Source organism: Anaerovorax odorimutans, from assembly GCF_024459955.1.
Lineage (GTDB): Bacteria > Bacillota > Clostridia > Peptostreptococcales > Anaerovoracaceae > Hominibacterium > Hominibacterium odorimutans_A.
The window spans coordinates 149,637-168,420 of sequence record NZ_JANFXK010000008.1 but is presented as its reverse complement, the minus strand read 5'-3'; the positions used below and the strand labels follow the sequence as shown (position 1 = coordinate 168,420).

Below are 18,784 nucleotides of genomic sequence, written 5' to 3'. Positions count from 1 at the left end.
GTAGATAGAACCCTTGCTGGCTCGGAAATAGTGTAACTGAGCAGCTTACGAGAGCGAAAAGCCGGCGGGAGAAATGTAAAATAAAGGGATTTGATTTTTTCCTACAACAAAGGCTGCAATTTGTGCTATCTGTTGAGGAAAGTTGTGGGGTTGCAGGGTGTCCGGCAGGCTGCGGGGCGCTAAAACAGCCCGGAAGCGGGGTATGGTGGCTGCAAACGTTGGAAAAGGTTCAACAGCCGATGAAAAAACAGCAGGCTGTTGAACCTTTTTGTATCAACTTTACATCTGCTGGACAGTACCAGCGAAAGCTCCAGATCCTGAGCTGTTGAACCTTTTTGCATCAGCTTTACATTGCTGCGCCAGCCAGCCTTGCATCAGCAAAAATACGTTTCAATCCGGTCGTTAATATGGGCAAAGGTTAAAGGCTTTGCTTTGGTCTCCCAGGTCATGATGAGGTTATCGCCCAAATGGTAGCCGTGCTCCGCGTACACGCTTAGCTTCTCCATGGTTTTATTTGAATAGTCCGGTTCATCCATTTTCCCAAAATGTTCCCAATAAACGAGCCGCCTGTGGATAGGATGAACGATGCAGAAATCAGGATAAAAAAATCTGTTTCCCAATTGCAGCAGAGGTTCATAACGAAAGATGAAACCCATCTGCTCCAGCCGAGTGGCGATGTCGGCCTCTGCCTTAGAACGGGTGCTCAGGCCGCCTTCCGACTTGTAAATGAGGTTTTCAGGAAAGGCAGCGTTGTGGGCATAGGGCGTTTTGGCCCAGAGCTTCGGATCAAGATCCCCATTCAGCAGAATACCGGTGAACTCCGGAGCATAATAGGACGGTAAAGTTTCGGCAATTTTAGCCGGGTCGTAGATCTGGAACTTCTGCAGAAATTGGTCGCAGCATTTTAAATTCTTCTTTAAAACAGGCAGCGCCTTGGTTGCGTAACGTTTGGCGCGCAGTTCATGAATCAAAGCTTCCCCTGATGGAGAATACTGTGGTATACGAATTTGCATCCGCTTACCCCCTGTGAAGACAATTCGATAGTAGTTGCCATCGCGGTAGAAGAGATGACCGGCCGGCAGTTCAGGTAGCACGGTTTCCAGATTGGTTACTAAAGCCTGCTGTCTGGTTCGCTCCGCCTTTACTGCCTGTATCAATCTTAACTGAGTATACATAAAAACCTCCTCTTAACTGGAAAATAATGTAATTATACAATTGAAACGAACAAAATGCAACCATAAAATGTAAAATAAAGGAAAAAGATTTTTTCTCTCAACATTGGATGCAATTTGTGCTGCTTGTTGAAGAAAGTTGCGGGATTGCAGGGTGCTTGGCAGGCTGCAAGGTGCCAAGGCAGCCAGGTCTCCGGCCGGAGAGGCTGCAAACATTGAAAAAACTTCAACATTCCCCAAAAAAACCGCGCCTATGTTGATAAAAATGCAAAATTGTGCTTCCGATATACTCTGTAAAAAGAAAAAGGAGTATAATAGAAGGACTCAAAGGAGGTGTACCATGAAAAGCAAAGTAGCAATCGTGGATTGCAGAAAATATAAACCGGAACTGGTGGAGCATGCGGTTTCCACAGCCGTAGAGCTTTTGGGAGGGTGGAAGCAGTTTGTCAGCTCGGAGGAAAGCATCATTCTCAAGCCCAATCTTTTAGCCAGAACAGACCCGGAAAACGCCTGTACCACCCATCCGGAGGTGTTCGGGGCAGTGGGCCGCCTTTTGCGGCAGAATGGATTTGAAGAGCTGTATTATGGAGATTCCCCGGGCAACCATTTGATTGGAGTCGCACAGACTGCTGACGGCTGCGGGCTCCGACAGGTGGCGGAGGACCTGGGAATCGAAATCGCCGATTTTGAAGAGGGGGAGCAGGTCCCCTTTCCCGATGGCCATGCGGCGGATCACTTTGTTTTATGCAAAGGAGTTCTGGAAATGGATGCCATTATCAATCTATGTAAAATGAAGACCCACCAGCTGGAACGGATTACCGGCGCCATGAAGAATACCTTCGGTTGCGTATACGGCTTTAATAAAGGGGCCAGCCATGCGCGTTTTCCCAATGCGGACGTTTTTGGGCGGATGATCGCAGACCTGAACCGGCTGGTACGCCCCAGATTGCATATCATGGATGGCATTATGGCAATGGAAGGAAACGGCCCTCAGTCGGGCGACCCCACTCCCATGTACGTGATCCTGGCTTCCGCTGATCCAGTGGCTTTGGATACAGTGTTCTGTCGCCTTGTAAATCTGGACCCGGAGCTGGTAGCTACCAATTTGTATGGACAGAAATACGGAATCGGCACCTGTAAGACAGAGGACATTGTGCTGATGACAGAAGAGGGCGACATTTCTATGGAAGAAGCTGTTTCCCGCTGGGGCAATCCCGATTTCAACGTGGAACGGGACCCGGGATTCCGGGGTCAATTTAAAAGCATTCGATTCCTGCAGCCGCTGCTGGACCGGAAACCGTATGTGAAAAGAGAGAATTGCATTGGGTGCGGAGTCTGCATTCAGGCCTGTCCGCTGGATGAAAAAGCGATTTACATGAAAAAAGGAAAACCCGCGTATCGATACCGGAAATGTATTAAATGCTATTGCTGCCAGGAAATGTGTCCGGAAAAGGCCATTGATGTGAAAACCACCAGATTGGCGAAAATTGCTGATCGGAACTGGAAGCTGTGAGGATAAAGAAAATGACCATGAGAACAGATCGGCTGGAGCAGCTGCGCGGCCTGGCGGAAAGCGATTACAGAGACTTCAATTGTAAACTGATCCCGGGCATAAATAAAGAGCGGGTGCTGGGCGTGCGCGTGCCGGCCATAAGAAAGGTGGCGAAAGAGATCGTAAAGGGCGGCCGGGAAAAGGATGACTGGGAGAAATATCTGACGGAACTGGAAAACTGCAGGCCGAACCCTCAGGGCATCGGGGGCACGGAACTCTTCTATGAAGAGGTGATGCTGCAGGGAATGGTTATAGCCGCGGCCCGGATGGAAAGGGAAAAGCGGTTGACATATATAGATCGCTTTGTTCCGCGAATCGACAATTGGGCAGTATGCGATACCTTCTGCGGAGATTTGAAGTTTGTCGATATAGAGGAAAACCGGCAGCCAGTATGGGATTTTTTACAGGACTACCTTGAAGATGATCGGGAATACTTCATTCGTTTCGGCATTGTGATGCTCATGAACCATTATATTGATGAGGACCACATTGACGCCATTCTTGCGACCGTCAGCTCCATCCGCCACGACGGATATTATGTCAAGATGGCGGCTGCCTGGGCGCTGTCCATGTGCTACATAGCCTTTCCGCAGAAAACGGAGGCTTTGATAGAGAACAACGAAATGGACGATTTTACCCATAACAAGGCGATTCAGAAAATCAGAGAATCCTATCGGGTTTCCAAAGAGGACAAAGCCAGACTCAACCTGCTAAAGCGCAGGTGAAGAAAACACTTTCTGATATTTTCCCGCATATCCTGATACTTTAGGAGGGAAAATCAATGATTTATTTAGATAACGGAGCAACGTCCTTCCCTAAGCCTAAGGGTATGATCGAGGCAATGGATCTGTGCATGTCGTCCTATTGCGGCAATCCCGGCCGCTCGGGGCACGATCTGTCCCGCAGGACCGGGGAAGAGGTCTATCAGGCAAGAAAAACGCTGGCCCGTTTTTTTAAGATTGAAAAACCGGACCGCATTATTTTTACCAGTAATACGACGGAAGCGCTGAATATAGGAATCAAAGGCGTGCTAAAATCGGGAGACCATGTAATCACAACTGTGATGGAGCACAATTCCGTACTGCGGCCGCTGCGGGCTCTGGCCGACCGGGGCGTGGAATACACCCTGATTCCCTGCGCCAGTGACGGCAGCTTGGATGTATCAAAAGTGGAGGATGCGATTCGGGAAAACACCCGGCTGATTGTCTGTACCCAGGCGTCCAATGTAACAGGAACCATTATGCCGGTTGACGAGCTGGGATTGCTGTGCAGGAATAGAGGAATTCTCTTTATGGTGGACGGCGCTCAGGGCGCGGGGCATGTGCCCATGGACGTGAGGAATATGGATCTTTTGGCGGTTCCGGGGCACAAGGGATTGCTGGGGCCGCTGGGCACAGGAATGCTGTACGTGCGGGAAGGCATCGAACTGCAGTCTCTCATGGAAGGGGGGACGGGGACTGTTTCACGGGAGATTATTCAGCCCACCGAACTTCCGGAAGGATTTGAGACAGGAACCATCAATGCGCCCGGAATCATTGGCCTGGGATATTCGGCGGGATTTGTCAATAAGATCGGGGTGGAAGTGATTCGGCAGCATCAGAAAGAACTGACCAAAATTCTCGACCAGAGCCTGCGCAACATGAAAAACGTGACGGTTTATGGCCCATCGGACTGTAGAAAAAAGGTGGGCATTGTCACATTTAATATCAACGGGTATAATTGTGAAGAAGTTGCATCGCTGTTAAACGATGAATATGGAATTGCAGTGCGAGGCGGCTATCATTGCGCCGGTCTGGCCCACAAGACCATCGGCACCTGGGACTGTGGGGCCGTGCGCATGAGCATGGGAATCTACAACAATGCCAGAGAGATGAAGGCGGCGGCCGACGCAATATACGCCATTTCCAAAAGCTGATAGCGCGGTCATTCCCATGGCGTTTTTTGATGAAAACAGTAAGGCGGCAGGATTCTGTGGAGTAAATGCCATAGAATCCTGCCGCCTGATATGATTGCGGTCCGGGCAGGGGCTGAAAAAGGATCTTCAAGCCAAAAAAAGAGCTCAAAGCCCGAATATCAAAATATGCAATTGTATCAAGGCTCGGTGATATTTTCAGGGAAGAAACCGGTAAAATCCGGACAAAATTATCAAACTGGCATATTAGAATACGCTCCATTGATATTTTGCCGCTTCTATTTCCCCAAATTGCTGTGAAACTATCAATAATTGCGCTGCTTTCAGGCGTTCATTGATATTCGGGGCCTCAACCCGCTCCCAGAGGCGGTGAATGGAGTGTATCGTTATTCGTGGCCGTTGATATTCGGGGTTTCAGCCCGCTGCAACTGCGCTTGCCGCACGAAAAAGTGCGGCAAGCTGCTATAACAGAAAAATCTAGTTCCTTCGCCTCCCAATGACCAGCAGACCGCAGATCATGGCTGCGCCCAATGCGAGGGCAAAGAGCGGAACCGCCGGAAACTCATCCCCGGTATTTACCGTGGACCCTGCGGCCTTCGCATCTCCGGCAGGAGCGATCGCAACCTTGACTTTATAGCTTCGCATCGTCCCGTCCTCGGCCGTCACATCATAAGTTACCGGCTTGGTAAAATTATGAACCGTTTTGCCGCTGACCTGCTTTTTGCCGCCGACAGTCACCAGGGCACCTTTGCTGGCCTGGAAAGAAGCGGTCAAAGCCTTGATATCGGTGCCGTAAGGCACGGTGACCGCTATGCTGCCGGAGGCCTGATCGATTTTGCCTTTATTTCCGGACAGCGAATAGGCGGTAATATTTTTCAAATTTGAAAGATCCGCCGCGGGAGCCTTTGAAGCATACGTGCTTTGGATAACGGGCAGCGCCAAATCCGCGATAACTTTATGCCCCTTTGTATTGGGGTGGGGATCAAAGTTGAGACTGATACCATTGCTGTCGTGGCTGATTTGGACGTTGGTAAGGCCAGCCTGATCAAAGTCATCGTAAAGATCAATGACGTGATAGCCGGAGCTGTTGTTGAAGGCTTTGTTCATTTCTTTAATATATTTGGCGCCATAACTGTCCAGGTCAATCGGGTTCAGGCTGTTCCAGATGTTGGGGCTTACAGTTTCGAGTCCCGGCATTAATGCTTTCAGATCAAAGGTCTGTTTAGCAAAGGGATTGTACAGCGTTGTCCAGTACAGCTCCGCGCTGGGTGCCTTTTTCTTGAGTTCTGCCAGAATAGCAGGCTGGATGGTATCCCGGAACTCCTTGCAGGCCTGCAAAAGCGTTTGGTTGTCGTGGAGCTGACTGTTGATTTCGTCAATAACAGCAGGAATTGCCTTGGTGATGGCCTTAATCTTTATAATTTTTGCGACATTCCTGTCCAGAACCTCGATATCATTGAGCTTATCCTTGAAAGCCTGCTCTATGATTTCGATAAAGGGCCCCAGCAGATCGTTGGAGCCAATGGTGACCGTTATCACATCCGCATCAGCAAGGGAAGAATCGTAATCGCCCCGTTTGAGGCAGTCTAAAAGCTGCTGGCTGGTCCAGCCCGATGCCGCCTGATTATCGGTGAGAGAGGGGCCGTCGCTCTTTTCCAGGCCGGCTCCAACCAGGGAAACAAAAGCATCCTTGGGAGTTGGAAGAGCATCTCCCCGGCCCAGGGGATCGCTCACATATTCGGGAAGGGCATAGCCGGCGGCAATGCTGTCCCCGAAAGCCACATATTTTGTCCGAAGACCTTTGTAGATGACTCTTTCGAGGGGTATCCCATAGGCAAGCAGTGCTTTCTTAGTCGAAAGACTGCTGGTTTCAAAGATTGTGGTTTTGGCCAGACCGTCGAGAGCATGCGGCTCAAAGGTTACGTCCGCCTCAATTTTTACTTTCTTTATATCGCTGCGGCCCTTGAACGCATTGGGCGCAATTTGCGTAACGCAAAAGGTGTAAGGATCTTCCCAGCCTTTGTAATAGGTGACATCCTTGGGAATGAAAACCGTGCCCTGATCGCTGGATGAAACGGCGGCTTTGCTGCCATCACCCATCCGGACCGTCTTGCAGTCCTTCAAAATCTGATAGTCCACTGCAGAACCTGTCTTTTCATTGGTGAACGTCGTGCCTGCGCTGACGCCGGAAGCCCCGTATGCACAGGGCGCGAGCGTCAGTGTCAGGGCGGTGAGAATGGTAATTGAGAAAACCAGTATTGTGCGGCCCGGCCGCCTTCCTTTTCCTGTCATTTTCATCGCTGCCTCCTTGGTATTTGTAGTAGTGCCGCTGTGCGGCTGTCTGCCTTATATTTTATCATGGAGGAAAGCTTCCTTGGGAAGACCTGCCGGATTTACACAATTTTAAGCATAGTTTGCAGGAAAAAAGGGGCCTGTCAGCCCCTTACCTGATCGATCCCCATATTTGCCAGCTCGTCAGCCCGGTTGTTTTTTTCCGTGACATACTGAAAGTCCTCAAAGGAAAACCGGCTGCCGTTCCACTCCACAAACTTTTGATAGAGCTTATCAAAATTGGTGGAAGGGCTGTCCAGATTCACATGCCCCTTTACCCGGTAAAAATCGATGCGGTGCTGTTCCAGATAAGGCAGCAGAGCCTCCCAGAGATCCTGGTTTTCCACCGGCTTTTTGGCAGCAGTTTTCCACCCGTTTTTCAGCCAGTTTTTATACCACTTTTTTCGAAAACAATCCATCAGGTAAGAACTGTCCGAATAGACTTCAATGACCTGATCCTCTTTTTTTATAGCCCGGAACGCTTCCAGAAGAGCCGTCATTTCCATACGGTTGTTGGTGGTATTCGCTTCTCCCCCGAAGAGCTCTTTTTTATGCCCGGCAAATTCCAGAACAGCGCCCCAGCCCCCGAAATTCTCAGCGCTTTGGTTCCCCGAACAGCCGCCGTCCGTATAGATTCTTAATACATTGTCATTTCTCATAATCATACCTCTATCTTTCATCTTTCGTATTATACGATAGATTGACAGGTTCGCACAAGTGGAGTATCCTATAAAAATAGAAAATGACAAGAAGTGAGGATAAAATATGGCATTGAATTTTTGCTCTTTTGCCAGCGGCAGCAGCGGCAACTGCTACATGGTGAGGCATGACGATACCGTGATTTTAGTGGATGTGGGCATTAGCGGCAAACGGATTTTCGAAGGGCTTGAACAGGCCGGCGCGGAACCGGAACAGGTCAGGGCGGTTTTGATTACCCATGAGCATATCGACCACGTCAAGAGCCTTCCCATAGTCACAAAGAAAGCGTGCAACGCCAAAGCTTACGCCAACGAAGCAACCTGGTCCAACATCGAGCGAAAAGTAGCAGAGGACAAGAAAGCTTTTTTCACCACTGGCGAAGACTTTTATATTGAAGATATTTTAATAAGGCCCTTCTCCATTCCTCATGACGCAGCGGAACCGGTGGGCTTTTCCCTTTATGCGGAAGGGAGGCAGATCAGCATTCTGACTGATGCGGGATGTATCACAGAGGAGATCTTTGACGAAATCGTAGATGCCGATCTATTGGTGCTGGAGGCCAATCACGAAGTGGAAGTGCTGAAAATGTGCGGCTATCCCTATCAGACCAAACGGAGAATCCTGGGGGACCACGGGCACCTTTCCAACGTGACGGCGGGCAAATGCATCTGCAAGCTGATGGAAGTCAAGGATAAGGCGCGGCGGGTTCTGCTGGGCCACCTGAGCCATCAGAACAATGAACCGGAGCTGGCGAAAATGACCATCACCAATATTTTGCAGGAAGAAGATATTTACATAGGAGACAGGCTGCAGATGGAAGTCATGCTGCGGGACTGTGTCAGTGCGGTGTACGAGGTGTAGCGTTGAACATAAGTGTGATCTGTATCGGAAAACTGAAGGAGAGGTACTGGACCGAGGCCGTGGCCGAATATTCCAAGCGGCTGGGAAAATACTGCCGGCTGACCATTGAGGAATTAAAGGAAGCGAGGCTGCCTGACCGAGCCTCTGAAGCAGAAGAAAACGCAGTGAAAAAGGAAGAAGGCGAGGCCATTCTGGGCCGGATAAAAAAGAACGATTACGTGATTACTTTGGAAATCCGGGGCAAGACTCTCACCTCGGAAGAACTGGCTGAACAGATCGGGCAGGTTTCCGGCGGGGGCTGGGGGCGCGTCGTCTTTATCATTGGCGGTTCTCTGGGACTTTCCGGGGAAGTTTCCCGGCGAGCTGATTACAAGCTGTCTTTCTCACAGATGACCTTTCCCCATCAAATGATGCGGGTGATCCTGCTGGAGCAGGTGTACAGGAGCTTTAAAATTTTAAAAAATGAACCTTATCATAAATAAACAGGGAGGATATCATGAAAAAAATATTAAGACTGCAGAGCGCTTTGCTGAAAGAAATTGATAAATATGAAAAACTGGTGCCGGAACGTTCCCATTTCATCGACTGGGAGAGAGTTCACATTGTCAGCTGCGCCAAGCTGGGCTATCTTTTTGCGGAAGAACGGGGCGTGGACCCGATCCTGGCCGCAGCCGCCTGCGCAGTGCACGACTATGGCAGGATTATTACCGGAAAGCAGGAAAACCATGCGGAAGTGGGATATGAGCCTTCCATGGAATTTCTCAGGGGAACCGGGCTCTTTGAAGAGGATGAAATTCAGCAGATTGGTATTGCCGTAAAGAATCACAGCAAAAAGGCTGAGATCGGCAGCCCGCTGGAAGAGATCGTCAAGGATGCGGACGTACTGGACTTTTATCAGTACGGATACGGATTTGCCAGGGAAGAGCAAAAAGTGCGTCTGGAAAAGCTGCTGGGAAGAGAAGTGTAGGCTCTCCTTTCAGCCGGCGGAATATGCCAATGGAAAGAAAGGTGACGTCCAATATGAGAATATCAAAGCCGGCAGGCGAAGAACAGCTGGCGACAATCGAGGCCTGCGGCATCTTGAAAGAGGTCCCCAAAAAGCTCCACTCTAAGGCAGTAAGCGGAATGAAGATCAAGGTCCGGCAATACGCGGAAGAGGAAATCATCTTTTCTGAGGAAGAGGTGATCGACAGCATCGCGATCCTTCATTCGGGAACGGTAAGGGGAGAAAAGTTTTATCTGGAGGGTAGCGTGGACCTGATGTATATGTACCAGCGAGGCGAGATTTTCGGGGCTGAGGCCGCGGTTTCCAGGCGGAAGACTTCGCCGCTTACCTATGTGGCCAATGAAGAAGCGGTGGTTCTGCTTGCTGATTTTTCCAGTATACAGCGAAGCGATTATTCCCGACAGCTGCTGCTGGCGCTGCTCCATATTCTGGCCGACGATAACATCAAAAAGCTTTACAAGATCGAAACGCTGTCAAAGCGAGGTCTGCGGGACCGGATCATGACTTATCTGCGTATCATGGGCCGAAAGACCGGCAGGGATACTTTTTCCATACATATGGACCGGGAGCAGTTTGCCCAATACCTGTGCGTCAACCGCAGCGCCCTTTCCTATGAGCTGAACCAGATGAAACGGGATGGCCTGATCGATTTTAAAAAGGACAAATTTAAGCTTTTATAAAAAAATTTATAAAATGTTGGCGTGCCAACGACATTGCGGGGAAAGTTGTGCTATAGTATGAACTGTGGTACAAACCATGACTTTTCTTCAAAACATTAATAATAATTTGCCCGGAGAAACGGGACTGCTGCAGGATTGCCTTCACGGTCCCTTTTTTCATGGCTTGTGTGGGACCGGACACTGACGGCGCGCCGCATACAGATCGGCTTTCCGACATATAATAATACTTCCAGGAGGATGTATTATGAAACGTTTCCGCATTACAGTCATTTTGATTGCTGCCGTTCTTCTTTTAATTCCCGCCGCATCCCACGCAGATGATGGGTACGACGGCGATCAGATCATTTTATCGTGGACGGATGACAGCGCCCACACGCAGACGATTACGTGGCACAGCAAATCCCGGGAGGACGGGTATGTTCAATATAACCGGGAAGGGGCCCAGCTTTCTCCGCAGCATCAGGTGAAGGCGAAAATCATAGAAGTCAGGAAGGACTACTATCGTTATGAGGCCTCGATAAAGGGACTGAGTCAAAAGACGACCTACGAGTACAGGGTGGGTGACGGAGACCGCTGGAGCAAGATCCGAACCTTCACTACGGCGCCGGTTGCGGAGCATTCGCGGGTCACAGCCTCGGATGATGCTGAATCCTTCGAATTTCTATATTTAGGGGATGTCCAGTATAAAAAACGCAGCGAAGATTATAAAGCGTGGGGAAAGATGATCCAGGATATTCGGCAGAGAAACCCCGGTATCGCCTTTTCTCTCATGGGCGGAGATATGGTCAATTCCCCCCGGAACATGAATGACTGGAATCTGTTTTTATCTCAGGCAACATCCGTGTTTGCGGGTATTCCCATGATGACAACCATCGGGAATCATGAAACCACCGTCAGGGCGGATCTTTACCTAAAGATGCTGGCGCTGCCTCAAAACGGCCCCAAAGGGGAAGAAGAGGAATTTTATTCCTTTGATTATGGAAATTGTCATATAGCGGTTGTAAATACCAGCTTTTTTCTGGACAATCGAAAGGCGGCCATGGAGGAGGAATGGGACCGGGAGCTGGATTCCATCAATGGGTGGCTGGAGGAGGACCTGACCCGAAGCAGCTCCAGATGGAAACTGGTGGTCATGCACCATCCGGCTTACGGAATTTCCGACGGCGACCCCATCTACGATGCCATCCGGGAAGAATGGGAACCGGTTTTTGAGCGGGGCGGTGTGGATCTGGTTCTCTGCGGGCACCAGCATCTCTATATGCGGACAAAGGAAATCGGCGATATTACCTATGTGATGGGAAACTCGGGAAAACGCAGAAGTACCTATTTTAACGGCGAAAACGTGCCGGAATATACAGAATCGCTCAATGCGACCGACAGCAATTACCAGATCATAAAGGTGACTGAAGATAAGCTGACGCTGGAATCCTATGACGAGGAAGGGCAGATCATCGACAAATGGACAAAGAGCAAAGCGGTTTCTCCGATTTGGAAAGCTGCCGCCGCTGCCGGTATCATTATTCTGGTGGCTGCCGCCGCTGTAGCCATTCGCTTGCGGCTTCGCAAAAGGCGCTGAGAAAAAAATTCTCCAAAAACTGTAAAAAAATTGCTTGATTGGTAAAGTATATGGAAAAAAACGCTGTTCCGTAGTAAACTTGTTAAAAAGCAATGATCGCAGAGGAAGGAGCGCCAGCGGATGAGCGGTACGGGACACAAAATAAAGCACTATGATTTAGCAGGATTGAAACTCATTTTTTATTCGCAGATAGCTAGTATGATCCTGGCCATAATCGGGGCGTGCACGCAGGAACATTTGATGATATCAATTATCATTTCTGTGCTGGCTCTGGCTGCGGCAGCTGTTTCAGTCGTAGGAGTTTTCAAGCTCGGGCGTTACGGCACGCATTTTAAGAAATGCAGAAGAATCGTTGTGGCAATGTTTATCATGATTTTCGCGATGGTTGTGCTCTTTCTCATTCTGATAAACCATCGTCAGCCGGATCTCCTGACCGCAGCAGCGCTTTTTCTGCCGGCAGTGGTTGGGTTTATAGCTTGGATTCTGGGACTATTGTTCATTTACCACCTTTTTTATGGCTGCGGTGAGATTGGGGAAAGGGAAGAGGATGAAAAATTCAGCAGCCGCTGTCGCCGCGGATGGAAAATCTACATCGTGTGCTATATTCTCTTTGTGCTTTCCCTGGTCGCCGCAGGAATATACATTTTTATGGATAATCAGTTTTCAACGGTATCGATGGTCCTGGTAGCCGTCGCGGTCGTATGCGGCATCGTTATGCTGGTAAAGATCCTGCAGGTTGCATATATAACTTATAAAAAGTATGATGGGGCGGAGATTGGGGCTGCCGGAAAGAAAAAAAACGGGCAGATTTTATCTGAGCTTTCCGATACAATGGAGGTGCCCGTGCCGCCGGAGGATCATTAAAATTCTGACAAAAGATAAAGGGGTTTAAAAAAACCGGCCATAACGCCGTTTGGGCGCATGGCCGGTTTCTGTTTTTTGTCGCCGGCTTTGCTGCCAGTCAGTTCTGCTGCCAGCCGGCTCTGCCTGCCGGGCTTGACGTCAGCTTTTTCTGCCGGCTTTGTCCGTCAGATCTGTCCAAATTTCTTTGTTGCTGCCAGATAGCGGGCAAGTGAGCCCATATTGGCGTAATAATACGAATATTTATCTACTTTTTTCACTTCGATCAGGCCGGAATTCACCAGCTTTTTAATATGCTGCGAAACGGTAGCCTGCGAATAGTCAAATGCGGCGACCACATCCTTGTTGCAGACGTTTTCCCTCTGCCGGTTGCACTGCATGATGAACCGGTAAATATTGATTCGGGCCGGATGGGCCAGTGCGTCGGATATCTTTGCGATCAGCAGCACCTCTTCGTCCTGAATGGTGTCGGATTCTTTTCTAAGTCTCATGTTGCTCCTCCTACTAAAGTACACTGCTCATTAACAATACACTTTCTTGTAGGATTTTGTCAAGAAATATGGCAAGATTTTCATAAGATGCGAGCGGAGTCGAGCATCTTTCACTTATTCCGCACCTTGCGGCGAAGCCGGTTCAATTCGGTCAGAATAGTATAACATGCGAGCGGAGTCGAGCATCTTTCACTTATTCTGCACCTTGCGGCGAAGCCTGCTTAGTCCGCGAATGGGGATGCGAAGCCTTTTTTGAGCGATGTACATATTTGTTCAACAGCCGGCTAATTTTGGCTTTATTGTTGATGATTTTTCAAGGTTTGCGGGTCCAGCGTCTGTTCAAAGAGGTAGTATTGGTTGAGTTTTTGTGCTGGAGGACTCTGTATCCTTGGAAAAAGATCAACAAGAACTTGGTTTTTCGCTGGATGTTGATAAAAATAGCGATTTGCCTTTTGGGCAGGGTTTCATCTTTGGAAAATTGGAAGAATTATCAAAATACAAGATTATATCAAGAAGGAATGATACTTTCCGGAAAGAGCACGGTAAAATCCGGGCAAAATTATCAAAATAGCGCAATAGAAAGCAGCTCATTGATATTTAGCCGCTTTTCGTGCCCCGAATTGCTGTGGAAATATCAGAATTGTGCTGCTGTCGGACGTCCATTGATATTCGGGGGTTCCGGTCCGCTGCAACCGCGATCGCAGCAGATCGGCGAGTATCCCATATGGAGTTAGTTGAATTTATACGGTACAAGCCTGAATAGGCCGGAACAGTCCTGCGAGCTGCGGTAACTGTTTCTTCAAATCGGCATCGGGTTACGCAAAGTTGTGGGTCCTGCGGCGGATCGAAACCGTAAAAAGTGAAAATTTGTGTTGCCGGTGCTTTGGAAGGCCGTAGGATTGTTGAAAAATGCGTAACTTTTTGAAAAAATCGGGCGGCAGTTACCAAAACGCCAATTGGTTCTGTTGCTCATCTGAAGAACTGTTGTACGATATTCAACCCTGGGCAGGACGGATACAAGAAAAATTATTGGTGTCCTGCTGACCCATCGGCCAACACCAGATTGACATTGGCATCTTCAAAACGGGTAATCATTTCAGGGCTGAGCCCTTCGCCGGTTATGACTAAATCCATAGCGCTGATGGGGCATACGTGGGCCAGCACATCGCGCCCGAATTTGCTGTTATCAGCTACTAAAATTGTTTCGCGGGATTGCTCGACCACCTTTTTTCTAATCAGCGCTTCTTCAATATTGTAATCTGAAAGCCCTCTTTCCAGGGTCACGCCTCCTGCACTGATAATCGCCTTTCCTATATGAAAATTTTCCAGTTCAAACATGGATACTGCACCCGATACGGAGCCTTCTCCGTGGCGCACCTTACCTCCGATTACATAGAGATCAAAATCTGTATCCATCAACTCATTGACCACATGGATTGAGTTTGTGATAACCATAAGATTTTTTTTCTCTTTGAGCGCTTTTGCCACCTGTAAAGTCGTGGTACCGACCTCAATCAGAACGGAGTCTCCATCGCTGATGAACTCAGCGCATTTCTTACCAATGGCAGTCTTTTCGGAAAGGTTCCGCGTCATCCGGTCCGAGGTGGCCGGCTCCTTGGCTTCTTTTTTTACCAGTGTGGCGCCTCCGTAAATCTTTTTAATGACTCCCTCTTTTTCCAAATGATTCAGATCCCGCCTGGCGGTCTCAATGGAAATATCGAAAAGTTTCATCAGCTGATCAATCTTTATGATTTCATGTTCCTGTAAATAAGTAATCAGTCGGGTGTAGCGTTCCTGTGGCAGCATATAGCGTCCTCCTTTTAAATTGTTAATATTGTATATGATATTCGTCAATTGAGCCGGCTTCGCTGTAAGACCGGATATGTATGAAACATACGCACCGCATTCCTTTTGTGCAAAGGAATGGAAAAGCGGCTCCGGTAACTATTCCCAATTTTTTCGGAAAGTTACGCACTTTTCAACGATTCTGCGGCCTATAAGACGGCGTGCAGCACAAATTTTAATTTTCTGAGACTAGGGGCACCCGTAAACCCACAACTTTGCGTAACTTTGCATCAATTTTTCGAAAAAGTTACCGCAATTCGCAGGTTTGGGCTGAATTCATCCAGCTGGGCATCCTACCAATTAGGCCGGAATCGCAAGGAACATTTGCCAACGAGTCGAAATTGCAGTTGCAGCGGGCAGCAAGCGCGGCAGCAGCGGTCCGAAGTCCCCGAATATCAATAGCCGTCTGGCAACGCCGTACTAATCCGGTCAATATAGTATAACACAGGCACCACCAAATTGACAATATTCTTACCAACTTAGATACAAATGCACAAAAAAACACAAGAAATAGTAAAAAAGTATTTACAATGAGGTAATAATATGGTAATGTAAGCGTACAAGATAGTAACAAGGTAGTCAAATTCAAACGGTTGTAAGGAGGTACAGGTATGAAAGTATTTTGTTTAGGCGGAGCGGGCAGAATTTGCAGAGAGTCCACGCTGGACCTGGTACAGTTTTCTGATTTCGATCAGATTACGATTGCGGACTATGATGAAAAGGCAGGAAAAGAAGTGGTGAAGTGGCTGGATGATCCCAGAGTAGACTTCGTAAAGGTGGATGTCAACGATCATGATGCCACAGTAAAACAGATGAAAGGCTATGACATCGTAATGGACGGAACCACCATTGCCCTCAACGGAAAGACGACGGCATGCATTGCGGAAGCAGGCTGCCACGGTGTAAACCTTAACGGATTCGGAGAGGAGAATCAGTACGCAGAGATTTTTAAAAAGAATGGAAAAACCTGCGTGCCGGGATTTGGGATGACCCCGGGAACTACGCAGATGATGGCCATGTATGGGGCTAACCAGCTGGATACAGTGGAAATTGTCCGTGTCAGCCACGGTGCGTATCGGCCGTTTGCTTTTTCAAAAGCCATCACTGCGACCACCACTTATGAATACGATCCGAATCTGCCGACCAGGACCGTATTTGAGGATGGAAAGTTTATCCAGGTTCCGCCGTTTGCAAGGCCGAGGGACATTGCCCTTCCGGAACCTTACGGAACCAACCCGCAGTATATTATTCCCCACTCAGAGACCGTGACTCTGGCGGAAGCTTTGAAAGATAAAGGTGTGAGACTGATCGAAACCAGGGGAACCTGGCCGCAGAAGAATATGCAGTTGGTTCGCGCCCTCTATGACTGGGGTATCCTGAGAAACGACCCCATCACTGTCAATGGCAAGGAAATTGGTGTTATGGATTGCGTGGCCGAATACCTGCTTAACAGTAAGGAAGGTACGGAAACAGAACTCTACGGCTATGCACTGCACATCGAAGTCGTAGGAACAAAGGATGGGAAAAAAGTGCAGCACATCCTGACCCACACCCACCCGAGCTCCGATGGTTCCGTGCCGGGATGGGAGAAGCTGAGAGCTTATACGAGAAACGTCGGCATTCCGATGTCCGTAGCCGTACAGCTGATTGCCAAAGGCAAAGTTAAAGACACCGGAATTCTGATTCCCGAATTCGCGTTTGATCCTCAGGATGTATTCGACGAACTGGAAAAACGGGAAATCTACATACACGAAGAAATCAACGAACTATAGGAAATCACGCTTTAGAGATAATCCAAAAAACGGCCGCCCGGCAACAGCAGATACGCTGCCCGAGCGGCCGTTTTTAAATGCAGAATCAACAGAGTTCACATTTAACGAAACCAGCAAAGCCGACTTTGCCTTTGCTATATATAGTATGGGATAACAAAAGAAATCTCCGCACCGCCGTACTGATTGTTTTTAGCCCTCATACGGCCGGAATGCTGCTTTATGATCTCTTTGGAAATAAACAGTCCCAGGCCGGAGCGCGACGGCGCCGAGGAAAGACCCTGCGATTTTTCGGGATGGCGGCTTGCTCCCGGATCGATCTTGCGGCCACCGCTGAAATTACGTTCGAAAATGCTGGACAGATCCTTCTCCGGGATCCCATCGCCCCGGTCGCTTACCGTAAAGAACAGCTCGCCTTCAGGAATCGTATAGTCGTCGTTTTCGGGAACGCTGTGGAGCAATTCTTCATTGAGGTAGGTACGGCAGGAAACCTCAATCTCCTTACCCATCGGTGTATGGCGGATGGAGTTGTTGATTAGGTTGGACACCACCTGCTGGATGCGGTAAGGGTCCAAAATGAGAACCGCATCGGAAGCAATGGCGGCTTCTATGATCGGTTTGCGGCCTGCCTGCGATATCTGAAACTCGCATTGATTGAGCAATTCCTCAAAAGTTTCCTTAGCCGACTTCTCATAGAACCGGTATTCCAGGCTCTGAGAAGTGAAGTTGGAGCTCTGGGCCAGATCGTCTACCAAAGTCGTAAGCATCATAGCCTTGGCGTTAATCATCTTCAAATAAGTATCCGTGGATTCCACAGGCACCACTTTATCCAGAAGGCTTTCCGCATAGCCCTGAATTAAGGTGACAGGAGTTTTGATCTCATGGGAGATATCTTCCAGGAATTCCTTCTTTGCCTTTTCCGCTGCCCTGAGATTTTCTTCCATGTTTTTCCGTTCCGTAATGTCGCGGAGGATTCCTTCGATGGCCGATACGGTGCCGGTATTGTCGCGGATGGGAAGATAGTGGATTTCGGACCATTTTTCAATGGAGCCGTTCTTGTAGAGGCACAGAATTCCTTTGCCGGGCCTGGCGATGGGGCGGGAGAAAATGCCCACCACGTCTTTGGATTTTTTTACGGTATTTACATAGTCAAAAAAACGATCCGGCATTTCATACAGCTGTTTGTCGGTGATACCGATAAGATCGGAGATCCCGGGGCTGACATACTCGAATTCCTGCTTTTTATAATCGTACAGAAACATAGAGTCCGAAGAGTTTTCCACCAGCAGCCGAAAACGGGAGGCTTGGCGGGTATCGAGAAACCGCGTTTTTTTAAAATAAATAATAATCAAAAACAGAATCAGCACATTGACCGTGAACAATCCTATAAAGTAAGTAGGGACCGCCAGCACCATATGTTTTAAGGTGAAGCCAAAGTGATTGATAAAGATTCCCCAGACTATGATGAAAAAGCTGGCCAGTATTTTTTCCGGCAGGTTCTGTGTCCAGGAATAGGCGATAAACATGCAGCCGGAGATAATCAGCATACCGGAACAATAAATGATATTGGGAATCATCGTCAGGGTATAGAGGAAATTGGAAAAAGGGTACATCAGGATCAGAACTGCGGACAGCAGCGTCGTCCAGGTCAGGCCCCGCCAGGGTTTGCGCTGGAAAAAGTGGTGGGTGCCCAGCAGGAACACGTAAGCACCGGCCATGGCCGTCAGCTGACGGAGCATGATATAGTAGATTGCGAATACTTTCATCTGCAGGTTGACAAAATCCAACAGAAACATAGCCGAATAAATCAGCCAGGCTATTCCCCAAAGGCGCATATAGGTTTTGCCGCTCTGGTGGGATAAAATCAAAAATATAATGCTCAGCACCAGCGTTGTCGCAGTGGCGGAAAGCATGGAATAACTGGGAATAAGATACATAACAACGTACTCCTTATCCGGGGAATGAGTTTGAAACCTTTATACTTTTATGATAAATTAAAGAAAGTGAATTGTAAATAGCAGGTTTAAGG

17 protein-coding genes are annotated in these 18,784 nt (G+C 48.6%); 11 read left to right on the top strand and 6 right to left on the bottom strand.

All coding sequences use genetic code 11. The features are described 5' to 3' along the window. Positions 1-374 precede the first annotated feature (374 nt). Positions 375-1,175, bottom strand: coding sequence for a hypothetical protein (locus NE619_RS09005; RefSeq protein WP_256132082.1), 801 nt, complete (start codon positions 1,173-1,175; stop codon positions 375-377). 337 nt (positions 1,176-1,512) lie between these two features. Between NE619_RS09005 and NE619_RS09000 the strand changes: the two genes are divergently transcribed. From NE619_RS09000 to NE619_RS08990, 3 genes are read left to right on the top strand one after another with little or no spacing between them, the layout of a single operon-like run. Continuing rightward, positions 1,513-2,685 (top strand): DUF362 domain-containing protein, encoded by a 1,173-nt coding sequence (locus NE619_RS09000; protein WP_256132081.1) that lies wholly within the window; start codon positions 1,513-1,515, stop codon positions 2,683-2,685. 11 nt (positions 2,686-2,696) lie between these two features. After that, positions 2,697-3,449, top strand: coding sequence for a DNA alkylation repair protein (locus NE619_RS08995; protein ID WP_256132080.1), 753 nt, complete (start codon positions 2,697-2,699; stop codon positions 3,447-3,449). A 56-nt stretch (positions 3,450-3,505) separates the two neighbouring features. Further along, positions 3,506-4,639: an aminotransferase class V-fold PLP-dependent enzyme gene (locus tag NE619_RS08990; RefSeq protein WP_256132079.1), complete on the top strand. Its 1,134-nt coding sequence runs from the start codon at positions 3,506-3,508 to the stop codon at positions 4,637-4,639. Positions 4,640-5,113: 474 nt separating this feature from the next. Here NE619_RS08990 and NE619_RS08985 read toward each other — a convergent pair whose 3' ends face one another. Together NE619_RS08985 and NE619_RS08980 are read right to left on the bottom strand one after the other, a co-directional pair. Beyond that, positions 5,114-6,934 carry a GDSL-type esterase/lipase family protein gene (locus NE619_RS08985; protein ID WP_256132078.1) on the bottom strand — a complete coding sequence of 607 codons (1,821 nt, stop codon included), beginning with the start codon at positions 6,932-6,934 and terminating at the stop codon, positions 5,114-5,116. 137 nt (positions 6,935-7,071) lie between these two features. Further along, the gene (locus NE619_RS08980; RefSeq protein WP_256132077.1) at positions 7,072-7,626 is read right to left on the bottom strand and encodes a ribonuclease H family protein; all 555 of its coding nucleotides are present in this window, start codon (positions 7,624-7,626) and stop codon (positions 7,072-7,074) included. A 106-nt stretch (positions 7,627-7,732) separates the two neighbouring features. Here NE619_RS08980 and NE619_RS08975 point away from each other — a divergent pair, with 106 nt between their 5' ends. The 6 genes from NE619_RS08975 (at position 7,733) to NE619_RS08950 (ending at position 12,653) form a co-directional block, all read left to right on the top strand. Then, positions 7,733-8,527, top strand: a complete 795-nt coding sequence (locus NE619_RS08975) for an MBL fold metallo-hydrolase (RefSeq protein ID WP_256132076.1) — start codon at positions 7,733-7,735, stop codon at positions 8,525-8,527. 2 nt (positions 8,528-8,529) lie between these two features. Continuing rightward, positions 8,530-9,009: a 23S rRNA (pseudouridine(1915)-N(3))-methyltransferase RlmH gene (rlmH, locus tag NE619_RS08970; protein ID WP_256132075.1), complete on the top strand. Its 480-nt coding sequence runs from the start codon at positions 8,530-8,532 to the stop codon at positions 9,007-9,009. Positions 9,010-9,023: 14 nt separating this feature from the next. Further along, the gene (locus NE619_RS08965; protein ID WP_256132074.1) at positions 9,024-9,494 is read left to right on the top strand and encodes an HD domain-containing protein; all 471 of its coding nucleotides are present in this window, start codon (positions 9,024-9,026) and stop codon (positions 9,492-9,494) included. A gap of 53 nt (positions 9,495-9,547) precedes the next feature. Beyond that, a complete protein-coding gene (locus tag NE619_RS08960; RefSeq protein WP_256132073.1) occupies positions 9,548-10,213 on the top strand; it encodes a Crp/Fnr family transcriptional regulator in 666 nt (221 codons plus the stop codon). A gap of 244 nt (positions 10,214-10,457) precedes the next feature. Beyond that, positions 10,458-11,789 (top strand): purple acid phosphatase family protein, encoded by a 1,332-nt coding sequence (locus NE619_RS08955; protein WP_256132072.1) that lies wholly within the window; start codon positions 10,458-10,460, stop codon positions 11,787-11,789. Between the two features lie 120 nt (positions 11,790-11,909). Further along, a complete protein-coding gene (locus NE619_RS08950) occupies positions 11,910-12,653 on the top strand; it encodes a hypothetical protein (RefSeq protein WP_256132071.1) in 744 nt (247 codons plus the stop codon). A 164-nt stretch (positions 12,654-12,817) separates the two neighbouring features. Here the strand turns inward: NE619_RS08950 and NE619_RS08945 are convergent, their stop codons facing one another. Next, positions 12,818-13,141: an ArsR/SmtB family transcription factor gene (locus NE619_RS08945; RefSeq protein ID WP_256132070.1), complete on the bottom strand. Its 324-nt coding sequence runs from the start codon at positions 13,139-13,141 to the stop codon at positions 12,818-12,820. Positions 13,142-13,529: 388 nt separating this feature from the next. Between NE619_RS08945 and NE619_RS08940 the strand changes: the two genes are divergently transcribed. Then, positions 13,530-13,712 carry a hypothetical protein gene (locus NE619_RS08940; RefSeq protein WP_256132069.1) on the top strand — a complete coding sequence of 61 codons (183 nt, stop codon included), beginning with the start codon at positions 13,530-13,532 and terminating at the stop codon, positions 13,710-13,712. Positions 13,713-14,167: 455 nt separating this feature from the next. Here NE619_RS08940 and NE619_RS08935 read toward each other — a convergent pair whose 3' ends face one another. After that, the gene (locus tag NE619_RS08935; RefSeq protein ID WP_256132068.1) at positions 14,168-14,947 is read right to left on the bottom strand and encodes a DeoR/GlpR family DNA-binding transcription regulator; all 780 of its coding nucleotides are present in this window, start codon (positions 14,945-14,947) and stop codon (positions 14,168-14,170) included. Positions 14,948-15,597: 650 nt separating this feature from the next. Here NE619_RS08935 and NE619_RS08930 point away from each other — a divergent pair. After that, positions 15,598-16,758 (top strand): saccharopine dehydrogenase family protein, encoded by a 1,161-nt coding sequence (locus NE619_RS08930; protein ID WP_256132067.1) that lies wholly within the window; start codon positions 15,598-15,600, stop codon positions 16,756-16,758. A gap of 134 nt (positions 16,759-16,892) precedes the next feature. On the opposite strand, the gene NE619_RS08925 is transcribed toward NE619_RS08930, so the two are convergent. Beyond that, entirely contained in the window at positions 16,893-18,692 is a 1,800-nt protein-coding gene (locus NE619_RS08925) for a sensor histidine kinase (RefSeq protein WP_256132066.1), read from the bottom strand. Between the last annotated feature and the right edge of the window lie 92 nt (positions 18,693-18,784).